The sequence below is a fragment of the Marinobacter sp. JSM 1782161 genome (assembly GCF_011421605.1).
Taxonomy (GTDB): Bacteria; Pseudomonadota; Gammaproteobacteria; order Pseudomonadales; family Oleiphilaceae; genus Marinobacter_A; species Marinobacter_A bohaiensis.
In genome coordinates this window covers 1,296,544-1,315,471 of sequence record NZ_WSSA01000002.1, presented here as the reverse complement: position 1 = coordinate 1,315,471, position 18,928 = coordinate 1,296,544, and the positions used below count along the sequence as shown (strand labels likewise).

At 65.6% G+C, this 18,928-nt stretch carries 17 protein-coding genes; 11 read left to right on the top strand and 6 right to left on the bottom strand.

Annotation, left to right across the window (positions count from 1 at the left end; translation table 11 throughout):
- The first annotated feature begins 94 nt into the window (after nt 1–94).
- From GQB00_RS05785 to GQB00_RS05765, 5 genes are all read left to right on the top strand, one after another.
- Nucleotides 95–1,498 carry an efflux transporter outer membrane subunit gene (locus GQB00_RS05785; protein WP_165855520.1) on the top strand — a complete coding sequence of 468 codons (1,404 nt, stop codon included), beginning with the start codon at nt 95–97 and terminating at the stop codon, nt 1,496–1,498.
- A complete protein-coding gene (locus GQB00_RS05780) occupies nt 1,495–2,757 on the top strand; it encodes an efflux RND transporter periplasmic adaptor subunit (protein WP_165855519.1) in 1,263 nt (420 codons plus the stop codon). The genes GQB00_RS05785 and GQB00_RS05780 overlap by 4 nt, the downstream gene beginning before the upstream one ends.
- A complete protein-coding gene (locus tag GQB00_RS05775) occupies nt 2,750–5,899 on the top strand; it encodes an efflux RND transporter permease subunit (RefSeq protein ID WP_165855518.1) in 3,150 nt (1,049 codons plus the stop codon). Before GQB00_RS05780 ends, GQB00_RS05775 begins: the two co-directional genes overlap by 8 nt.
- Nucleotides 5,896–6,267, top strand: coding sequence for a cupin domain-containing protein (locus GQB00_RS05770; RefSeq protein ID WP_111495634.1), 372 nt, complete (start codon nt 5,896–5,898; stop codon nt 6,265–6,267). The genes GQB00_RS05775 and GQB00_RS05770 overlap by 4 nt, the downstream gene beginning before the upstream one ends.
- A 239-nt stretch (nt 6,268–6,506) precedes the next feature.
- Nucleotides 6,507–7,490 (top strand): aldo/keto reductase, encoded by a 984-nt coding sequence (locus GQB00_RS05765; RefSeq protein WP_165855517.1) that lies wholly within the window; start codon nt 6,507–6,509, stop codon nt 7,488–7,490.
- Here the strand turns inward: GQB00_RS05765 and GQB00_RS05760 are convergent.
- Genes GQB00_RS05760 through GQB00_RS05745 form a run of 4 tightly spaced genes read right to left on the bottom strand, consistent with a single transcriptional unit; the run spans nt 7,487 to nt 10,950 of the window.
- Nucleotides 7,487–8,098: a PqiC family protein gene (locus tag GQB00_RS05760; protein WP_165855516.1), complete on the bottom strand. Its 612-nt coding sequence runs from the start codon at nt 8,096–8,098 to the stop codon at nt 7,487–7,489. The two genes, GQB00_RS05765 and GQB00_RS05760, sit on opposite strands and share 4 nt — an antisense overlap.
- Nucleotides 8,095–9,750: an intermembrane transport protein PqiB gene (locus GQB00_RS05755; protein WP_165855515.1), complete on the bottom strand. Its 1,656-nt coding sequence runs from the start codon at nt 9,748–9,750 to the stop codon at nt 8,095–8,097. Before GQB00_RS05755 ends, GQB00_RS05760 begins: the two co-directional genes overlap by 4 nt.
- Nucleotides 9,743–10,354, bottom strand: coding sequence for a paraquat-inducible protein A (locus tag GQB00_RS05750; RefSeq protein WP_165855514.1), 612 nt, complete (start codon nt 10,352–10,354; stop codon nt 9,743–9,745). Before GQB00_RS05750 ends, GQB00_RS05755 begins: the two co-directional genes overlap by 8 nt.
- A complete protein-coding gene (locus GQB00_RS05745) occupies nt 10,351–10,950 on the bottom strand; it encodes a paraquat-inducible protein A (RefSeq protein WP_111495639.1) in 600 nt (199 codons plus the stop codon). The genes GQB00_RS05750 and GQB00_RS05745 overlap by 4 nt, the downstream gene beginning before the upstream one ends.
- 227 nt (nt 10,951–11,177) lie before the next feature.
- Here GQB00_RS05745 and GQB00_RS05740 point away from each other — a divergent pair, with 227 nt between their 5' ends.
- From GQB00_RS05740 to GQB00_RS05720, 5 genes are all read left to right on the top strand, one after another.
- Nucleotides 11,178–11,558, top strand: a complete 381-nt coding sequence (locus tag GQB00_RS05740) for a DUF6152 family protein (protein ID WP_165855513.1) — start codon at nt 11,178–11,180, stop codon at nt 11,556–11,558.
- Nucleotides 11,559–11,579: 21 nt separating this feature from the next.
- Nucleotides 11,580–12,065, top strand: a complete 486-nt coding sequence (locus GQB00_RS05735; RefSeq protein ID WP_165855512.1) for a hypothetical protein — start codon at nt 11,580–11,582, stop codon at nt 12,063–12,065.
- A 174-nt stretch (nt 12,066–12,239) separates the two neighbouring features.
- Nucleotides 12,240–13,001, top strand: coding sequence for an SDR family NAD(P)-dependent oxidoreductase (locus GQB00_RS05730; RefSeq protein ID WP_165855511.1), 762 nt, complete (start codon nt 12,240–12,242; stop codon nt 12,999–13,001).
- Nucleotides 13,002–13,014: 13 nt separating this feature from the next.
- A complete protein-coding gene (locus tag GQB00_RS05725; protein WP_165855510.1) occupies nt 13,015–14,166 on the top strand; it encodes an acyl-CoA dehydrogenase family protein in 1,152 nt (383 codons plus the stop codon).
- Nucleotides 14,167–14,186: 20 nt separating this feature from the next.
- The gene (locus GQB00_RS05720) at nt 14,187–15,368 is read left to right on the top strand and encodes a thiolase family protein (RefSeq protein ID WP_165855509.1); all 1,182 of its coding nucleotides are present in this window, start codon (nt 14,187–14,189) and stop codon (nt 15,366–15,368) included.
- A 181-nt stretch (nt 15,369–15,549) separates the two neighbouring features.
- On the opposite strand, the gene GQB00_RS05715 is transcribed toward GQB00_RS05720, so the two are convergent.
- Complete coding sequence (locus GQB00_RS05715; protein ID WP_207950616.1) at nt 15,550–16,608, bottom strand: AraC family transcriptional regulator; 1,059 nt, start codon at nt 16,606–16,608, stop codon at nt 15,550–15,552.
- Nucleotides 16,609–16,695: 87 nt separating this feature from the next.
- On the opposite strand from GQB00_RS05715, the gene GQB00_RS05710 reads away from it, so the two are divergent.
- A complete protein-coding gene (locus GQB00_RS05710; protein WP_165855508.1) occupies nt 16,696–18,345 on the top strand; it encodes an AMP-binding protein in 1,650 nt (549 codons plus the stop codon).
- A 15-nt stretch (nt 18,346–18,360) separates the two neighbouring features.
- On the opposite strand, the gene GQB00_RS05705 is transcribed toward GQB00_RS05710, so the two are convergent.
- Nucleotides 18,361–18,876, bottom strand: a complete 516-nt coding sequence (locus GQB00_RS05705) for an ankyrin repeat domain-containing protein (RefSeq protein ID WP_165855507.1) — start codon at nt 18,874–18,876, stop codon at nt 18,361–18,363.
- Nucleotides 18,877–18,928: the final 52 nt, after the last annotated feature.

Sequence of the window (18,928 nt, the reverse complement as noted above, 5' to 3'; positions counted from 1 at the left end):
TGTGAAAAGACAACCTTAACGTTTCTTAACTCCTCTATGATGGCGCGTGTCAGAGGTGCCGCAAGGCATAACCGTATCCATTGTCAGAGGTTGCATGATTCCAGGTCCCGCTCGACGATTCTCCCTGACCCTGCTGCTGGGCGCACTCGGTTTGGTGGGCTGCGTCTCCACGCCCACGGAAACCGTTCCGCAGCCGGTGACGCTGCCGGCGAGTTTTTCCGGAACGCCCGAGGCCGGGGATATCCGGTTGACCCGTCAATGGTGGCACCATTTCGACGATCCCCGTCTGGACGAGGTGGTGGCTGCAGCTGTGGATGGGAGCTTCAGTCTGGCCTCGGCGCGCGCGCGCCTGCGTCAGGCCCGGGCGGCCGCACGCATTGCTGGCGCCGATCAGTTGCCGACGCTGGACGCCAACGCGGATGCCGGAATCACGCGCCAGGATGGCAGCAGCAGCGAGAACTACCGCGTCGGAGCCTCCGCGTCCTATGAGGTGGACCTGTGGGGCCGCATCGGTGCCGGCGTTGAGTCGGCGCGTTTGGAGGCCCAGGCCAGCGAAGCCGATCTGGACGCCGCCTACATCAGCCTGACCGCTTCCACCGCCGACACCTTCTACCGGGTGCTGCGCCAACGCGCCATCGTCGATCTGCTCGACCGTCAGCGAGCCACCAACGAGCAGGTGGCCGACCTGATCTCGGTGCGCTACCGCAACGGCCAGGCCCAGTTCGACGAGCTCCTGCGCCAGCGCCGCCTGGCCGAAGCGTCCGTGTCCGACCTGTTATCCGCTCGCGCCACCCTCAAGGATCTGCGTCACCAACTGGCCGCACTGATGGGCCAGCCGGCCAACACATTGGCCCTGCCAGCGGGCACCGCCATCACCGAGCTGCCGCCCATGCCCGGGGTGGGCCTGCCGTCGCAGTGGTTGAACCAGCGGCCCGATCTGCGGGCGGCCTGGCAGCGCGTGCAGTCGGCCGACGCCGACGTGGCGGTGGCCATAGCCGAGCAGTACCCGCGCCTGGATCTGTCCGCCTCCCTGGAAACCGCCGCCACTTCGCCATCCGACCTGTTTGAGGACTGGGTGTCTTCGCTGGCGGCGGCGCTGGCCGTACCGATCTTCCGGGGCGGCGCGTTGGAAGCCGAGGTGGACCGCTCCACAGCGGCTCGTGATGTGGCCTTCAATGATTACGCCCAGACCGTGGTGGATGCGGTGGCGGAAGTGGAAACGGCGCTGTCCAACGCCCACTATGACCAGGAACGACTGATCAGTCTCAATCGCCAGCTGAGGTTGGCCGAAGAGGTGGTGGAACGCCTGCGGCAGCGCTACATCGGCGGGGCCGCCGAGTACCTGGACGTGTTGTCGGCACTGACCACCCTGCAATCCGTGCAGCGCCAGCAGCTCGAGGCCCAGTGGGCCCTGTTGCTGGACCGGATTGTCCTGATTCGAACCATCGCCGGGGGCTGGGACACCGCCGGACCGGAAGCAAGCGAGGCCAACGGATGAGCGTTGATCAGAAATCCCTGAGAGATCAGGGCCAGTCGTCCAACCGTCGGATGACGCCGGCACGTGGCCTGTTCCAGGCCGTGCTGTGCCTGGGGGTGCTGGTGGCCGGTGCGGGCATCGCCTGGCTGCTGCTGGGCACCGCTGAAGAGGCTGGCCGGCAACCGCCGGCGGAGCGTTCCAAGCGTCTGGTGGAAATTGAGGTGGCCGAGCGTCGGTCCCATCAGGTGACGGTCACGGCCTGGGGGCAGGTGCAGCCCTCCCATGCGTTGACGCTGACACCACGGGTCAGCGGCCGGGTGGTGTCGCTGGCCGACAACTTCGACGCCGGCAGTGTGCTGGCTAGCGGCGAGTCGCTGCTGCAGCTCGATCCACGGGATTACGAACTGGCGCTGACCCGGGCCCGCAGCGCGCTGACTCAGGCACGGGCCGACCTGTCGCTGGAGCAGGGCCAGCAGGCCGTGGCCCAGCGCGAGTACGAATTGCTCGGGGAAAACGTCAGCGACGCCGAGCGCAGCCTGATCCTGCGCCGGCCCCAGTTGGAAACGGCCCAGGCTGCGGTGGCCGCGGCCGAGGCGGATCTGGCCGAAGCCCGGCTGAACCTGGAGCGCACGGGGATTACCGCGCCGTTCGAGGCGATGGTGCTGTCCCGGGCCGTGGCGGAAGGCGCGGAGGTTTCCACCGGCACCACGCTGGCGGAACTGGTCGGCGTCGACACCTGGTGGCTGGAACTGACCGTGCCGGTTAACGCGCTGAAGTGGGTGCGCTTCCCCGGATCGGACAGCAAGGGCTCCACCGTCCAGCTGCGTTACGAGGGCGTCTGGCCCACCGATGTGTCCCGCGAGGGGCGCGTGGTGCGACTGCTGGGGCAGTTGGAAGAGGGCGGGCGCATGGCCCAGGTGCGGGTAGCGGTGCAGGACCCGCTGGCCCGTGGAAGCGGGCAAGCCAACCAGCCCCGCCTGCTGCTCGGCGCCTACGTGCGGGGTGAGATCCAGGGCGCGGCGGTGCCGGACGCCGTGGCGCTGCAGCCGGAGTGGGTCCACTCGGGCAATATCGTCTGGCTGATGGACGACAACGACGAACTGGCCATGCGCCAGGTCACCATCGCTTACCGCGACGGCGAACGCGTGCTGGTGACCGACGGCATTGAGGACGGCGACCGCATCGTCACCTCGCAGATTTCTGTGGTGACCGAGGGCATGCCGCTGCGCGTCCAGGAAGTGGACACCGATTCCAGCCGTGACGGAGGCGGAGATGTCTGATCGGCCCAAGGGCTTTATCGGCTTCATGACCGCCCACCGGGTGGCGCCCAACCTGTTGATGCTGGTGCTCATCCTGGGCGGACTGTACATGACCACCCGGATCACCCAGGAGGTGTTTCCGGATTTCCAGCGCGACGCCATCGACATCAGTGTGTCCTACCCCAACGCCACGCCGGAGGAAATCGAGCAGGGGGTGGTGCTGCCGGTGGAAGAAGCGGTCCGCGGGCTGATCGGGATCAAGGACGTCACGTCCACCGCCCGGGAGGGTTCGGGCTCAGTGACCCTGGAGCTGATCGAGGGTGCCGATCTGCAGCGCACCTACCAGGACGTGATCCGCGCCGTCGACCAGATCCAGACGTTCCCTGACGACGCCGAGGAACCGGAGATCGAGTACAGTGGCTGGCGTCGCGACGTACTGGACGTGCTGGTCTACGGCGCCGCGCCGGATCAGAGCCTGAGAACGGCGGCGGAGCAGATCCGTGATCGCCTGCTGCTGGAGCCCGGCATCACCCAGGCGGACCTGGACGATGTGCGCGACTACGAGATCCACATCGACATTGCCGAGGACCGTTTGCGCGCCTACGGCCTGACCCTGGACGAAGTGGCCGGCATCGTCGCCGAGAGCGCCCGCGACCGCTCCGCCGGTGCGGTGGAGACCGCCGCCGGGGAGATCCTGCTGCAGGTGGACGAACGCCGCAGCCACGCCGAGGAGTTCCGCGACATCGTGATTCGCGCCGGGCAGGGCGGTTCCCTCCTGCGCCTGGGTGACATCGCCACCATCACCGACGGTTTCTCCGAGGACGTGGAGGACATCCAGTCGTTCAACGGCATGCGCGCCATCGAAGTGGAGGTGTTCCGGGTCGGCTCGGAAACCCCCATCAGCGTGTCGGACGCGGTGCACGCGGCCTTGCCGGACATCCGCGCCGGCCTGCCGCCGGCCATCGACGTGGTGGTCCAGAGCGACGCCTCGGAAGTCTACAAGCAGCGCCTGGAACTGTTGCTCAAGAACGGCTTCGTCGGGTTGCTGCTGGTACTGGCGCTGCTCAGCCTGTTCCTGGAGTTCAAACTGGCGTTCTGGGTCACGGTGGGGATTCCCACGGCCTTCCTGGGGGCATTCCTGTTCCTGCCGGGGATGGGCGTCTCCATCAACATGATTTCCCTGTTCGCATTCATCATCGCTTTGGGGATCGTGGTGGACGATGCCATCGTGGCGGGAGAGAACATCTACGAATACCGCAGCCGTGGCATGCCTTTCGTCGAGGCGGCGACCCAGGGGGCGAAGGACATCGCCGTGCCCATCCTGATCAGCGTGATCACCAACATCGTCGCCTTCCTGCCCCTGGCGGCCATGCCCGGTCCCTTCGGCCAGATCTGGGCGGTCATTCCCGCGGTGGTGGGCTCGGTGTTCCTGATCTCGCTGGTGGAAGCGCTGATCATCCTGCCGGCGCACCTGGCCTATGTGCGCGACGGGTCGCGCACCCGCTTCGGCGCCCGGCTGCATGACGCCCAGCAGCGCTTCAGTCGCGGGTTCAGCGGCCTGATCGAGCGGGTCTATGGTCGCGCGCTGTCGGTCACTCTGCGCTGGCGCTACGTGACCCTGGCGGCGGCACTGACGCTGCTGGCGATTACCCTGGCGTATCCGTTGAGCGGTCGCATGGGCTTCATCCTCATGCCGCGCGTGCAGGGGGATACGGTGGAAGTCACCGCCACTCTGCCGTACGGCGCGCCCACCAGCGAGGCGCGGAGGGTGCGGGCGGAGCTGACCGACGCGGCTCGCCGGGTCATCGACGCCAACGGTGGGGACGCGCTCAGCAAGGGCGTGTATGCTTCCATCGAAGACAACGTGGTGGAAGCGCGCATTTACCTGACCGGGCCCGATCAACGGCCCATCACCACCGCCGAGACAGCTCAGAAATGGCGCCGGGCGACGGGTGAGATTCTGGGTGTGGAGTCCTTGCGCTTCGATACCGACCGTGGCGGCCCCGGCGGCGGTGCCGGCGTGACCGTGCAGCTCAGCCACAGCGACGTGGACACCCTGAACCGCGCGGCCGCGGTGTTGGGGCAGCGGCTGGCCGAGATCAACCACGTTACCGACGTGGACGACAGTTACGCTCCCGGCAAGCCGCGCTGGAGCCTGCACCTGACCGAGGCCGGCCGGGCCCTGGGGCTGACCTCCGGCGACATCGCCAGCCAGGTCCGCGACGCCTTCTACGGCGCTGAGGCCTTCAAGCTGCTGCGCGGCGCCAACGAGGTGACCGTGCGGGTGCAGTTGCCGCCGGAACTGAGCAAGAGTTCCGTGGCGGTGTCCTCGTTCATGATCCGCACCGAGGGCGGCCAGTACGTCCCCCTGGACCAGGTGGCCCGCATCGAGCCCGGAACGTCCCTGACCAGCATTCGCCGGGAGAACGGCCGGCGCGTGATGCCGGTGAGCGCCAACGTCGAGCCGATCGAGCAGACCAACCGGGTGCTGGCGACGCTGCGGGGCGAACTGCTGCCGCAGCTGATGCAGGATTTCCCGGGGCTGTCCTACAGCTTCGGCGGCCGTCAGGAAAGCATGCGCGACTCGATCAACAGTTTCTACAGCACCGTCACCCTGGCGTTACTGGTGATCTTCGTGCTGCTGGCGCTGCCGTTCCGCAGCTACACCCAACCGTTGATCGTGATGACGGCGATTCCGTTCGGCATCGTCGGTGCGGTGCTGGGGCATCTGATCATGGGCTACAGCCTGAGCCTGATCAGCATTATGGGGATCATCGCCCTGGGCGGCGTGGTGGTGAACGGTTCGCTGGTGCTGATCGATTACGCCAACGCCCGCCAGCGGGAAGGATATTCGGCGGTTGAGGCCATCCACGCCGCCGGCGTGCGCCGCTTCAGGCCGATTTTCCTGACCACCTGTACCACGTTTGGCGGTTTGGCGCCGATGATCTTCGAGACCTCGGTCCAGGCCAAATTCATGATCCCCATGGCGATTTCCCTGGGCTATGGCATCCTGTTCTCGTCGGCGCTGCTGTTGCTGGTGGTGCCGTCGCTGTACATGGTGCTGGAAGACATCGTCGGCTGGTTCAGTGGCCAGGCCCGGTCGGTGATCGACGATGTGCTGCCGGACGCACCGCAAGCCAGACAATCCCGGGAGAGCGAATGAACCCGACCGTCCATCGATTCGATCCGTCGCAGGAATACTTCTTCGAGGAAGGCTGCTACATCCTCGAAATGGCCAACAGTGCCGACGACGAGGCCCTATCCATCGCCCGCGCCCGGGTGGAACCGGGCGGGGTTACCCGGCTGCATACCCTGGCGGCGCAGGTGGAACGCTACGTGATTCTCGACGGGGAAGGCCGGGTCGAGGTGGGCGACACGCTCAGCGAGGACGTGTCCGCCGGCGATGTGGTGGTGATCCCGCCGGGCAGCCCCCAGCGCATCCGCAATACCGGCGAGACCACCCTGGTGTTCTTCGCGCTGTGCACGCCCCGCTTTGTGCCCGAGGATTACCGGGACGTGGATCCGGGGTGATCGGGACTCACGACCGATAGGCCATCGCTGGCTGCCCGGATCAGCCCGGCCTTGTTGACGTCTGCCATCCGTTTCCCTTGCGGATCGCCGTCCGGCGGTCCAGCATAATCCATCGTCACTTCGTAGGCGTGAACCACGCTGCATCGACTCGCGACCCGTCAGAGCTCGCGACGTCCCAATCCCGCTGTATCCCGGACAGGTCGAACGTCGGCCTTTCCATCATTTTCAAGGAGGTTGCCATGGATTATCGCCGTTTGGGTTCCACCGGTATGAAGGTGTCTCCCCTGTGCCTGGGCACCATGACCTACGGCTCGCCCACCTGGCGCGAGTGGGTGCTGGACGAGCAGGCCAGCCGTCCGTTTATCAAGAAGGCGCTGGATGCGGGTATCAACTTCTTCGACACCGCCAACATGTATTCCCTGGGGGAATCGGAGCGCGTGGTGGGCAAGGCGCTGCTGGATTACGCCCGCCGCGAGGACTTTGTCCTGGCCACCAAGGTCTACTTCCCGATGGGGGACGGGCCCAATGACCGCGGCCTGTCGCGCAAGCACATCATGGCGTCCATCGATGCCTCGCTGGCGCGCATGGGCACCGACTACGTGGACCTGCTGCAGATCCACCGCTGGGACTACGACACGCCCATCGAGGAAACCATGGAGGCGCTGCACGATGTCGTGAAAGCCGGCAAGGCGCGCTACATCGGGGCGTCGTCGATGTACGCCTGGCAGTTCGCCAAAGCCCAGTTCACCGCCGAGCGCCATGGCTGGACGACGTTTGCCACCATGCAGCCCATGTACAACCTGATCTACCGCGAGGAAGAGCGCGAGATGTTCCCGCTGTGCGCGGATCAGGGCGTCGGCGTGATTCCCTGGAGCCCTCTGGCGCGGGGCGTGTTGGCCGGCCGCACCACCCAGGGCGAGGGCGGTGACTCGCTGCGTTCACGGACCGACGAGAACACCGTCAAATGGCAGCTGGGCGGCGACATCGACACGCCGGTGATTGAATCCCTGCGCGCCGTCGCCGAGCAGCGAGGGGCGCCCATGGCGCAGATCGCCCTGGCCTGGGTCGCGTCCAACCCCGTCGTGTCGGCACCGATCATCGGGGCCAGCAAGGAGCGTCACCTGGACGACGCCATCGCCGCGCTCGACATCACTCTAAGCGACGAAGAGAAGGCGGTGCTGGAAAGCGGCTACGTGCCCCACGCCGTGACCGCGCACGCCTAGTCGGGACACCGGGCGTCGCCGGCCACCAGGGTATCGGCGGCGCGGCGCAGTCGTTCTGTCAGGTTGTCGAGGTTGGCCTGCTGGGCCAGCACGATACTGGTGACGTCGGCGCCGGTGGTCTGGTAGAGCTGGAGATGGCAGCTCAACTGGCGCGGTGAAGCGTCTTTCGTGCGATTAACCAGGCGGATGTTGGCGTTGAGCCAGGCGTTGGCATCCGGTGCGGCTTCGAATCGGGTGACCTCGATCCAGGCGTGAATCGGGCCATCGGCCTCGCCCGGCTGGTTGAGCCGGGTGGTCAGCGCGCTGCGAATTTCCTCGGGCAGGGGCGCGCCCCACCAGTCGGACTCCAGCACCTCCAGTTCACTGGCCGAGCGGCGGATCACCAGCGCGCTGCGATCGACCTGGGGCGGCACACTGACGGCTTCGATTGCGATGATCGACCGGGCGGTGTCCGGGGAGGGCTCGCTGACTGGCGCCACCAGGGTATGCAGCCGCACGGGCGGGCTGGTGCTGCAGGCCGCCAGGCCCAGCACGCCGAACAGCAGCAGGGGAAGCCACCGCTTGCCTGGGCCGGGGAGCGTTGTCGTCTGTCGTGAGGAATCGGTCATGGCGCCAGTTCACTCCTTGCCGGGGCGGCGCGGCCGCGAAGCATGGCTTCGGGGTGGCGCCGCAGGTAATCGGTCAGTTCACGGACGGAGCGGGACATTCGCTCCACCTCGTCCAGCGCGTGGCCCAGTCGCGCCCGTTCCGGCGAGTCCGGGTCCAGGGCGTCCGCGGCGGTGGTCAGGGTGGACTGCATCTGCGCCATCACCTGATCCATGCCCTGCAGGCTGTCCACTGCCGACGGCAGCACGTCGCGGTTGATCTGGCCCAGCGTCTGCTGCAGCGCGTCGAGGCTGCCGTCCATGTTCCTGGCGATGCTTTCGTAGGGAATGTTGCTCAGGCGTTCCACCAGGCGGGTGAGCTGCTCCTGCAGTTTCTCCAGGCTGGTGGGGCGCGTCGGTATGCGAATCGGGCGTTTGGCCACGTTGAATTCGGTTTTGCTGGCGTTCGGGTAGAGTTCCAGTGACACGTACAGCTGGCCGGTGAGCAGGTTGCTGGTGCGTGCTTCCGCCCGCAGGCCCTGGCTGACGAGTTCCTCGAACAGCAGCGGTACCTCGCTGGGGCCGCCGACCGGCTCGCCGATGGCGCTGAGCAGCTTGCCGTAGGCCTGGCCCATCAGTTGCGGATAGACTCGGGCGTCCACCACCACCGGGAAGGTATGAGACGCCGGGTCGTAGTCCAGCGTGACCCGGCTCACCTCGCCGATTTCCTTGCCGATCAGCTCCACCGGAGAACCTTCCTTGAGTCCGCGCAGGGACTGGTCGAAGCGCATGCGGATCATCTGCGCCGGGCCCTTGCCCGGCGACAGCGCGACGCCCCTCTCGTTGAACAGCTGGAATTGGGTGCCCGCCTGGGCCGGTTCCCGGTTGGCGCTGAATTCCGGGGTGCCGAAGGCGATGCCCCCGGTGAGCACGGAGATCAGCGATTCCGAGTCCAGTTCCAGCCCGTCGGCGCTGACGCCAATGTCGATACCGCTGGCGTTCCAGAACCGGGTGTCGCCGGTGACGAAGCGGTCGTTGGGCGCGTTGACGAACACCACGACGTCAACGCCATCGCCGGACTTGTCCAGGCCGTAGGACACCACCTGGCCCACGCGAACCTTGCGGTAGTAAACCGGCGAGCCAATATCCAGCGACCCCAGGTCCTGGGCCTTGAGTTCGAAGCGCTTGCCGGGCTCGCCGTAGGTCACCGGCGGCGGCGACTCCAGGCCCTCGAAGCGGTTGGTACGCTGTTCCGAGTTGCCCGGGTCGGCGGCAATGAAATCGCCGGAGAGCAGGGTGTCGAGCCCGGAAATGCCACCGGTGCCGATACGCGGACGCACCACCCAGTAACGTGAGTCTTCGCGGGTGAAGGCCTCCGCCTCGTGGTTCAGCTCGATGGTGACCAGGACGTTGCGGTTGTCGCCGCTGAGCTGGATGTCGGAGACCTCGCCGATCACCACGTTGCGGTACTTGACCTGGGACTGGCCCGGCGTCAGGCCGCTGGCGGTCTCGAAGGACACCTGGACCGTGGGGCCGGCGTCCTGCCAGGCGCGGATCAGCATCGATAGGCCCACCAATGCGGCGACCAGCGGCACCAGCCAGACCAGCGACAGGCGCCAGCGGCGGGAAGTGACGTCTGCCTCGGGAGGCGACTGCGGCGTCGTTCCGTTACTCATGGTGGGGTTCCGTATCCCAGATCAGTCGTGGATCAAAGCTCATGGTGGCGAGCATGGTCAGCACCACCACCAGGCCAAAGTAGAGGATGCCAATGCGCGGCTCGATCGAGCCCAGGGCACCGAACTGGACCAGCGCGACCAGCAGCCCGGCGACGAACACGTCGAGCATAGACCAGTAGCCGATCAGCTCAAGCCCGCGATAAAGCCGGGTGCGGTCACGCCGGCTGCGTTCCGAGCCCCGGCCCACCGTCAGCAGCAACAGGCCCAGCACCAGGAACTTGGTCACCGGCACTCCGACGCTGGCGATGAAGATGATCAGCGCAATGTCCCAGGCGCCGTCCAGCCAGAGTGTGACCACGCTGCCCAGGATCGTGGTATCCGAATCTCCCGTGAACGAGCTGGTGTGCATGATCGGCAACACGTTGGCCGGAATGTACAGGATCAGCGCGGTCATCATGAGTGCCCAGGCCCGGGCAATGCTGTTGTGCTTGCGACGATGCAGCCAGGTGTCGCAACGCGGGCAGTGTTGCGCCGTCGCATCGCAGGCCAGCCGGCAGTGATGGCACAGGCGCAGTCCCAGCTCATCGGCGGTGGGCGGGGTCATGGCAGCTCGTCCCAAAGGCGGTGAATATCGCGCCCCGCCATGCCGATGATCAGCAGGCTCAGCCCGGCCAGTGCGGCGAGCCCCAGCGTTGGCAGCACTTCGATCCGGCCAGTGATCTTGAAGACCGTCACCAGCGCGCCAAGCAGGAACACTTCCAGCATGCTCCAGGGGCTCAGGCTGGTGAGGGTGCGCATGCAGCCGCGAAAGCCCGGCGCTTTCTGCCGGAAGTGGGCGAATCCCAGTATCCAGCTCATCAGGGCCACCTGAACCAGCGGTACCAGGATCACCGAGAACCCGGCCACCAGCGCCAGCAGATCGGTGGGGCCGCGGGTCAGGGCCCAGACCGCGTCAAACAGGGTGGCCGGATGCGCCTGGCCCTGGGTCTGGATCACCAGAACCGGGCTGACGCCGAGGAACACGACCAGCAGCACCGCCGTCAGGCACAGGGCCAGCAGGTGATCGACATGGAAAAGATGCGGCCGCGCCAGAACGCCACCGCAGCGCCGGCAGTTGGCCCGCTGGTGCGCGTGCAGCCGGGGGCGCTGGTAAACAGCGTCGCAGTACTCGCAGATGATCAGGTCGGACAACTCGCTCATGTTCCCTGGTCGACGCCTTGCGGCGGATGAAACCTGTTGATTTCCTAAGACTAGCCGCTTCTGGGCGATACGTCGGCCTGAAGGCCTGTCCCTGGGGAATTTTTGAGCCCGGCGGCGGTCATGGACCATACTGCGTTTCAGATGCCGGGGGCAAAAGGGCCGTCGGTAGGATTCGTGTTGCCTCAGTTCGTTGTCGGGGATTGTAGACGTACGGAGGAAACTGCGATATGACGCGACTTTATCCAACGCATTCCGTCATCCTGTGGATGGCGCTGGCCCTTCTGGCCTCGCCCCTGGCCCTGGCGCACCATGGCTGGGCCTGGGCCACCGACGAAGAGTTCGAGATCAGCGGTGAGATCACCGAGGTCCGGCTGGGCAATCCCCATGGCGAGCTGACCATCGACGTGGACGGCGAGGACTGGGTGATCGAAGTGGGCCAGCCCTGGCGCAACGAGCGGGTCGGACTGACCCGGGACATGCTGGCGCCGGGCACGATGATTACCGTCCACGGTCACCGCTCCGCCCGGGAAGGCGAGCGTCTGGTCAAGGCCGAGCGGGTGGTGATCGACGGCAAGGACTACAACCTCTATCCCGATCGTGCCTCCTGAGTCGCTCAGCGATCCCCGGGAATGATGGAATCGCTGCTCACGGCGCTTGAACAGTTGCCGGCGGTGGCGGCCCTGCGTCAGTCCACCTGGATATACCCGCTGGTGAATACCGGTCATATCCTGGGGGTGGCTCTTCTGGTGGGAGCCATCGTGCCGCTCGATATCCGCCTGCTGGGTGGCTGGCGGCGCTTCCCGCTGATGCCGTTCCTGCACGTGTTGAGGCGCGTTGCCGCGGCCGGCCTTGCGTTGGCCGTTGTTTGCGGGTTATTGCTGTTCGCCGCGCGGGCCTCCGAGTACGCCGCAGCCTCCCTGTTCCAGCTCAAATTGGGGCTCATCGGGCTGGGCGGCGCCAATGTGGCGGTGGTGCAACGCCTGCTGGCGCGTCACGCCGTGGCGGACCTGCCGCTTGAGGCAACGCTCCCCGTCGGTATTCGCCTGGGAGCGGTGTTGTCCCTGTTGGCCTGGTTGGGCGCCCTGCTGTGCGGTCGGTTGCTGGGCTATTTCTGAGTCTCCCGGTCCCGTCACGCGCCGGTTTTTATCAAATTTCCTGCCGATTCTTGTCATGGTCCCGCTCCGGGGCCTGGTTCACACTGACGCCATCCACTGAATTCAGGCGCCGTTTGCGTGTCTGACAGCAAGAACCTTCGAACAATAAGAACCATCGAACAAGAAGAGGCCAATATGGAATTCAAGGGAATCCCCGCCATCGTGACCGGTGGCGCATCCGGTCTGGGTGAAGGCGCCGTGCGCGCGCTGGCGGCCGAAGGCTGCAAGGTGGCCATCCTCGACCTGCAGGAAGAGCGCGGCCGCGCCGTGGCGGAAGAGGTTGGCGGTATCTTTGTTAAATGCGACGTGTCCTCCGCCGAGAGCGCCGAAGCGGCGATCGCCGCGGCTCGCGAAGCCCACGGCCCCTGCGGCATCGCGGTGAACTGCGCCGGCATTGCCCCGGCGGCGAAGATCGTCGGCAAGGAAGGCCCGATGCCGCTGGAGGATTTTAACCAGGTCATCCAGGTCAACCTGATCGGCACCTTCAACATCATGCGACTGGCCGCCGCCGACATGATGCAGCGCGAGCCCAACGCCGACGGCGAGCGGGGCATCATCATCTCCACCGCTTCGGTTGCGGCCTACGAAGGCCAGATCGGGCAGGTGGCCTACAGCGCCTCCAAGGGCGGCGTGGTGTCCATGACCCTGCAGGCTGCCCGGGAACTGGCGCGCCAGGGCATCCGCGTCAACACCATAGCGCCGGGTATTTTCATGACGCCGATGATGGCTGGTATGCCTGAGAACGTGCAGGACAGCCTGGCGGCGACGCTGCCGTTCCCGCAGCGCCTGGGCAGGCCGGAAGAGTTCGGCATGATGGTCGAGCAGATGGTCAAGAACCCGATCCTCAACGGCGAAGTGGTGCGCCTGGACTGCGCCTTACGGATGGCGCCGAAATAGGCCGGAGGTCAGCATGAAACCGATTCGTGAACCGGAAGAGCGGGCCATGTTCCGCGATATGGTGGTCAAGGTCCTCGAGAGCCAGGTCCAGCCCCACTACGAGGCCTGGGACGAAGAAGGCATCGTGCCGCGTGAGTTGTGGCGGACCTTTGGCGAGGCCGGCATGCTCTGCGTCGACGTCCCGGAGGCCTACGGCGGTGTGGGCGTGCCCTTCGACTATTCCATTGTGGTGGGCGCCGAACTGGCGCGAATGGGCTTCGGCGCGTTGGCCACCAACGTGATGGTGCATTCCGACATTGTCGCGCCGTACCTCACCAACATCGCCTCGGAAGAGCAGAAGCAGTATTGGCTGCCGAAGCTGGTCAGCGGCGATGCGGTGGGCGCCATCGCCATGACCGAACCGGGCGCGGGCAGCGACCTGCAGGCGATGCGCACGTCGGCCAAGCCGGACGGCGACGGCGGCTACATTCTCAATGGCTCCAAGACCTTCATCACCAACGGCCAGCACGCCGATATGGTGATTGTGGCGGCAAAGACCGACCCGTCGGCCGGCGCCCGCGGCATCAGCCTGTTCCTGGTGGATGCGTCACTGCCTGGTTTCAGCCGTGGCCGGAACCTCGACAAGATCGGCCAGCACTGCGGTGACACCTCCGAGCTGTTCTTCGAGGACCTGCGAGTGCCTGCTTCGGCCCTGCTGGGTGAAGAAGGTAAAGGCTTCGTCTACCTGATGACCGAGCTGCCCCGGGAACGGCTGGTGATCGGTGCGCTGGGCTGCGCCGCGGCCCGCGGTGCCCTCGACCTGACCATCGCCTACGCCGACGAGCGGGAACTGTTCGGCCAGAAGCTCAAGCAGCTTCAGAACACCCGCTTCCGCATTGCCGAGATGGAAACCGACTACCGGGTGAACCAGGCGTTCATCAACGAGTGCATCGAGCAGTACAGCGCCGGGGAGCTGGATGCCGCCACGGCGTCCATGGCCAAGTACAGCGCCACCGAGATGCAGTGCCGGGTGGCGGACGGCTGCCTGCAACTGTTCGGCGGCTACGGCTACACCACGGAATACCCGATCTCCCGGGCGTTCACCGATGCCCGGGTACAACGCATCTACGGCGGGACTTCCGAAGTCATGAAGGAAGTCATCGCCCGCTCCCTGCTGGGCAAGTAACCGGAATTGAGGATTTTGCTATGTCTGATTCAGATGTCGTGATTGTGGGCGCCGCCCGCACCCCGATGGGCGGCATGCTGGGGGCGCTGAGCCCGGTCCGTTCACCGGAACTGGGGGCGGTCTCCATCAAGGCGGCCATTGAACGGGCTGGCCTGGTGCCGGCTGACGTCAATGAAGTGGTGATGGGCTGTGTGCTGCCGGCCGGTCTGGGCCAGGCGCCGGCGCGTCAGGCGTCCCGCGCGGCGGGCATTCCGGATAGCTCCGGTTGCACCACCGTCAACAAGATGTGCGGCTCCGGCATGCAAGCGGTCATCATGGCCCACGACCAGATAAAGGCGGGCACCAACAACGTCATGATCGCCGGCGGCATGGAGAATATGAGTCAGGCGCCGTACCTGCTGCCCAAGGCGCGCGAAGGCCTGCGCATGGGGCACGGCCAGGTGATCGACTCGATGTTCTTCGACGGGCTGGAAGACGCCTACGAAGGTGGCCTGATGGGCGTATTCGCCCAGCGCAGCGCGGACGAGTACAAGATCAGCCGGGAGGCGATGGACGAATTCGCCATCGCCTCGCTGAACCGCTCGCTGGCGGCTATCGAGAACGGCGGGTTCAAGGATGAGATCGTGCCGGTCACCGTTCCCGGTCGTGGTGGCGAGACGGTAGTCGACACCGACGAGCAGCCGGGCAAGGCGCGCCCCGAGAAGATTCCGACGCTGAAACCGGCCTTCAAGAAAGACGGCACGGTGACGGCGGCCAATGCCAGCTCCATCAGCGACGGGGCCTCGGCCCTGGTGCTGGCGAGCGAGGCGGAAGCGCATCAGCGTGGCCTCAAACCGCTGGCCCGCATCGTGGCCCACGCCACCCACGCCCGTCTGCCGGCGGAATTCACCCTGGCGCCGATCGGTGCGATCCAGAAGGTGCTGGACAAGGCCGGCTGGTCGAAAGACGAGGTGGACCTATACGAGGTGAACGAAGCGTTTGCCGTGGTGGCGCTGCTGGCCATCAACGAACTGGGTCTGGATGCGGACAAGGTGAACGTCAACGGCGGCGCCTGTGCCCTGGGGCATCCGATCGGATCGTCGGGGTCACGGATCATTGTGACGCTGATCCATGCCCTGAAACGGCGGGGCCTGAAGAAAGGCGTGGCGTCGCTGTGTATCGGTGGCGGTGAGGGGACGGCTGTGGCGATTGAGTTGCTGTAGCTGGAGTGGCGGTAACCGGAGTGGGTGTCGGGGATTCAGTTTGGCGCCTCCCCCTCTCTCCAAACCTCTCTCCCTCGAGGGGGAGAGAGGTTTAAAATCCAGCTCCGGGAGGTCTGGCCACTATGGCGCAATAAGCAAGGATTATTGGAACCAGCAGTCATCAAGCTCTAGACGAACACCTTTACTGATCCTGCTGCCGATACGCCAGCGGGCTCAACCCCGTCCAGTGTTTGAACGCTCGTGAAAAGGCCCCGGGCTCCGCAAACCCCAGCTGCGTTGAAATCTCCGCCACGCTCAGATTCTGCCGCGTCAGCATGATCACCGCCTGGTCCCGCCGCAGGTTGTCCTTGATCTGCTGGTAGGCGCTGCCTTCGGCTTTAAGCTTGCGGCTGAGGGTGTAGGAGGTCATGTGCAGCCGCTCCGCCACCCAGTCCAGATTGGGCAGACGGCTGTCCTCGAAGGTTTCCAGCAATCGGCGCACCTGGGTGGTCAGGCTGTCGTCGTCCGCCGTCCAGATCATCAGATCCCGCGGTGAACTCAGAATGAAGTCGTCCAGCTCCTCCGGCGAGCGCACCACCGGCATGGTCAGGTAGTTTTTGCTGAAGAACAGGCTGTTGCGCCCTCGCTCGAAGTGGCACTGGCAGGGAAACACGAAACGGTATTCATCGAAGTGGCCGGGCAGCGGGTGGGTGAAGGTCGCGTGGCTGAGCACGATCTTGCGGCCGATCAGCCAGCCCACCAGCCGGTGCCAGACCATCAGCAGCCATTCCACCAGGAAACGATCCGGGTCCAGCTCGGGATGGTGGTGGGTCAGGCTCAGTTCCGCCTCGCCGCCCTCCAGGTCGAGGGTGATCTCGATATCATCGGAGAACAGCCGATAGCAGCGGATGCTTTGACGCAGCACGTCTTCCAGATTGGCGCTGTGGACGGCCAGGGACCCCATCAGGTGAAAGTGGCCGACGCGGCAGGGGCGGGAGGTGCGGCCCATGAACTCGTCGTCCAGCTCTTTCCAGACCAGCCGGAACAGGCGGATGAACTGATCGGTGGGGATACGGGCGCGGGGTTCGCGGATCAGGTCGGGATCGACGCCGCGCTCCCTCAGCAGGGCATCGCAGTTCCCCCGGACCTGTTCCAGGCCGCGCAACGCCGCCTGGGCGTAGTGCGGCGAAAAGGTGAGGTTCTTGATGGACGGAGCGTCCGCCGCCTCCTGGGCCTGCCGGGTACGCGCAAAACTTGTCAAGTTATCTGCCCGATCCTGTCATTCTGTTCCCACGGGGGCTTGCCTAATCTGACCCTGACAAACCAAACAAGAACAAGGTGAATCAGTATGGGCACAACCCGCTACGATGCGTTTACCAGTACGTTTTCCGTGGATCAGATCTTACAGAACTTCCGGGGCGATTATAACGACGGCCTGAACGTGTGCGAGGAAATCTGCGATCGCCACGCCGACGACCCGGGCCGGATCGGTTTGCGTTACGAGCGGGCTGACGGCACGGCCGGGGAAGTCAGCTTCGCCGAGCTGCAACGGCGGGCGGCGCAGTTTGCCGGTTTCTTGCAGACACAGGGCATTGGTCGGGGAGACCGCGTGGCCTGCCTACTGCCGCGCACGCCGGAACTGCTGGTCTGCGTATTGGGCACCCTGCGCGCCGGTGCGGTTTACCAGCCGCTGTTCACGGCGTTTGGTTCCGGCGCCATCGAGTACCGGCTGGAGAAGGCCCAGTCGAAGCTGATCGTTACCAACCCAGCCCAGTGGCCGAAGCTGGCTGATGTGAATGGATTGCCGAAAACCATGCTGGTGGCGGAGAGCGCCGAGGCGGTCGAGGGCCAGTCGGACTTCCTGTTCGGCGAGGAAATGGCCCGGCAGCCGGGCGCCTTTGAGCCGATCAGGCTGGGGCCGGACGCGCCGTTCCTGCAGATGTTCACCTCCGGCACCACCGGCAAGTCCAAGGGAGTTGCGGTGCCGGTGCGGGCTCTGCCGGCGTTCTGGATGTATATGCGTTACGCGGTGGGCCTGCGCGAAGCGGATAATTTCTGGAACGTGGCCGACCCGGGCTGGGCTTACGGCCTCTACTACGCCATTGTCGGGCCGCTTTTACTGGGTTGTACCACGCACTTTAACGAAGCGGGATTTACCGCGGAAAACACCTTCGAGTTCCTGCGCAAGTACCGCATTACCAATCTGGCGGCAGCACCCACCGCCTATCGTCTGCTGAAGGCCAACGAACCGCTGTTGAACGACTATCCGGGCATCGAGCTGCGGGTGGCCAGCAGCGCCGGCGAGCCGCTGAATCCGGAAGTGATCGACTGGGTTGCGCGGGCGCTCGACTGCACGGTGTGCGATCACTACGGCCAGACCGAAACCGGCATGACCTCCGCCAATTTCCACGAGCTGGAACACCCTCATCGCGATGCCAGTATGGGCTACCCGATTCCGGGATACCGACTGGTCGCATTGGACGCCCAGGGCAACGAAGTGGCGCCGGGTGAGACCGGCGAGCTGGCGGTGGATCGCGAGCAATCCCCGCTGTTCTTCTTCCAGGGTTATACCTGGAACGAGAAAGACCCGTTCCGCGGTCGGTACTACCTGACCGGGGATGTGGTGGTCAGCAACGGTGACGGCTCCCACTCCTACACCGGTCGCGACGACGACATCATCGCCTCCGCCGGCTACCGCATCGGCCCGGCCGAAGTGGAGAGCTGTCTGCTGGAGCACGAGGCCGTGGTGGAAAGCGCGGTGGTTGGCAAGCCGGACGAGAAGCGCGGCGCCATCGTCAAAGCCTACGTGGTGACCCGGCCGGAGTTCGACGGCGTGGACGATCTGGCCGAGCAACTGCAGCAGCACGTGCGCCGGCGGCTGTCGACCCACGCCTACCCGCGTGAGGTGGATTTCGTCACTGAACTGCCAAAAACCTCCAGCGGCAAGATCCAGCGTTTCCTGTTGCGCAAGCAGGCGGAGGAGGAGGCAACCGCCTGAAACATCGGCTGCGCTTTACTGCAGCAGCGGGATGACGTCCTGCGCGTCGGCGGCCCGGGCCCGATCCAGGGCCGTCTGACCGTCGGCATCCACCGCGTCCCGGTCGGCGCCGGCCAGCAGCAGTCGTTCTACCAGCGTCCGGCGGTTGTGCTCCGCCGCGACCATCAACACCGTCTTGGCCCCTTCGGGTCGACTGTTCGCGTCGGCCCCTTTTTCCAACAGCGCGTCCACCAGCGCTTCGTTGTCCTGATCCACAGCGGCCCGCAACGGCGTTTTCCCGTCGTGGTTGGCGAGGTTGGGATCGGCCTTGCTGTCGAGCAGCAGTTTCACCGTCTCCACATGACCGCTGCCGACGGCGAGCATCAGCAGACTGTCGCCGTCGCGGGTGCGCAGGCCCACCGGAACGCCGGCGTGGAGGAGCGTGGCGAGCATGCCGGCACCACCGTTGCGGGCCAGCTCGAACAGGCCCTCGGCGAACGCGACGGCGTCCTCATCCTTGTTGTTGTCGGGTTGTTGCGGTTGATCGCTCATCGGGGTAGCTCCTGAACCGGCGGTGCGGCTGCAAAGGTGGACACGGGCGATG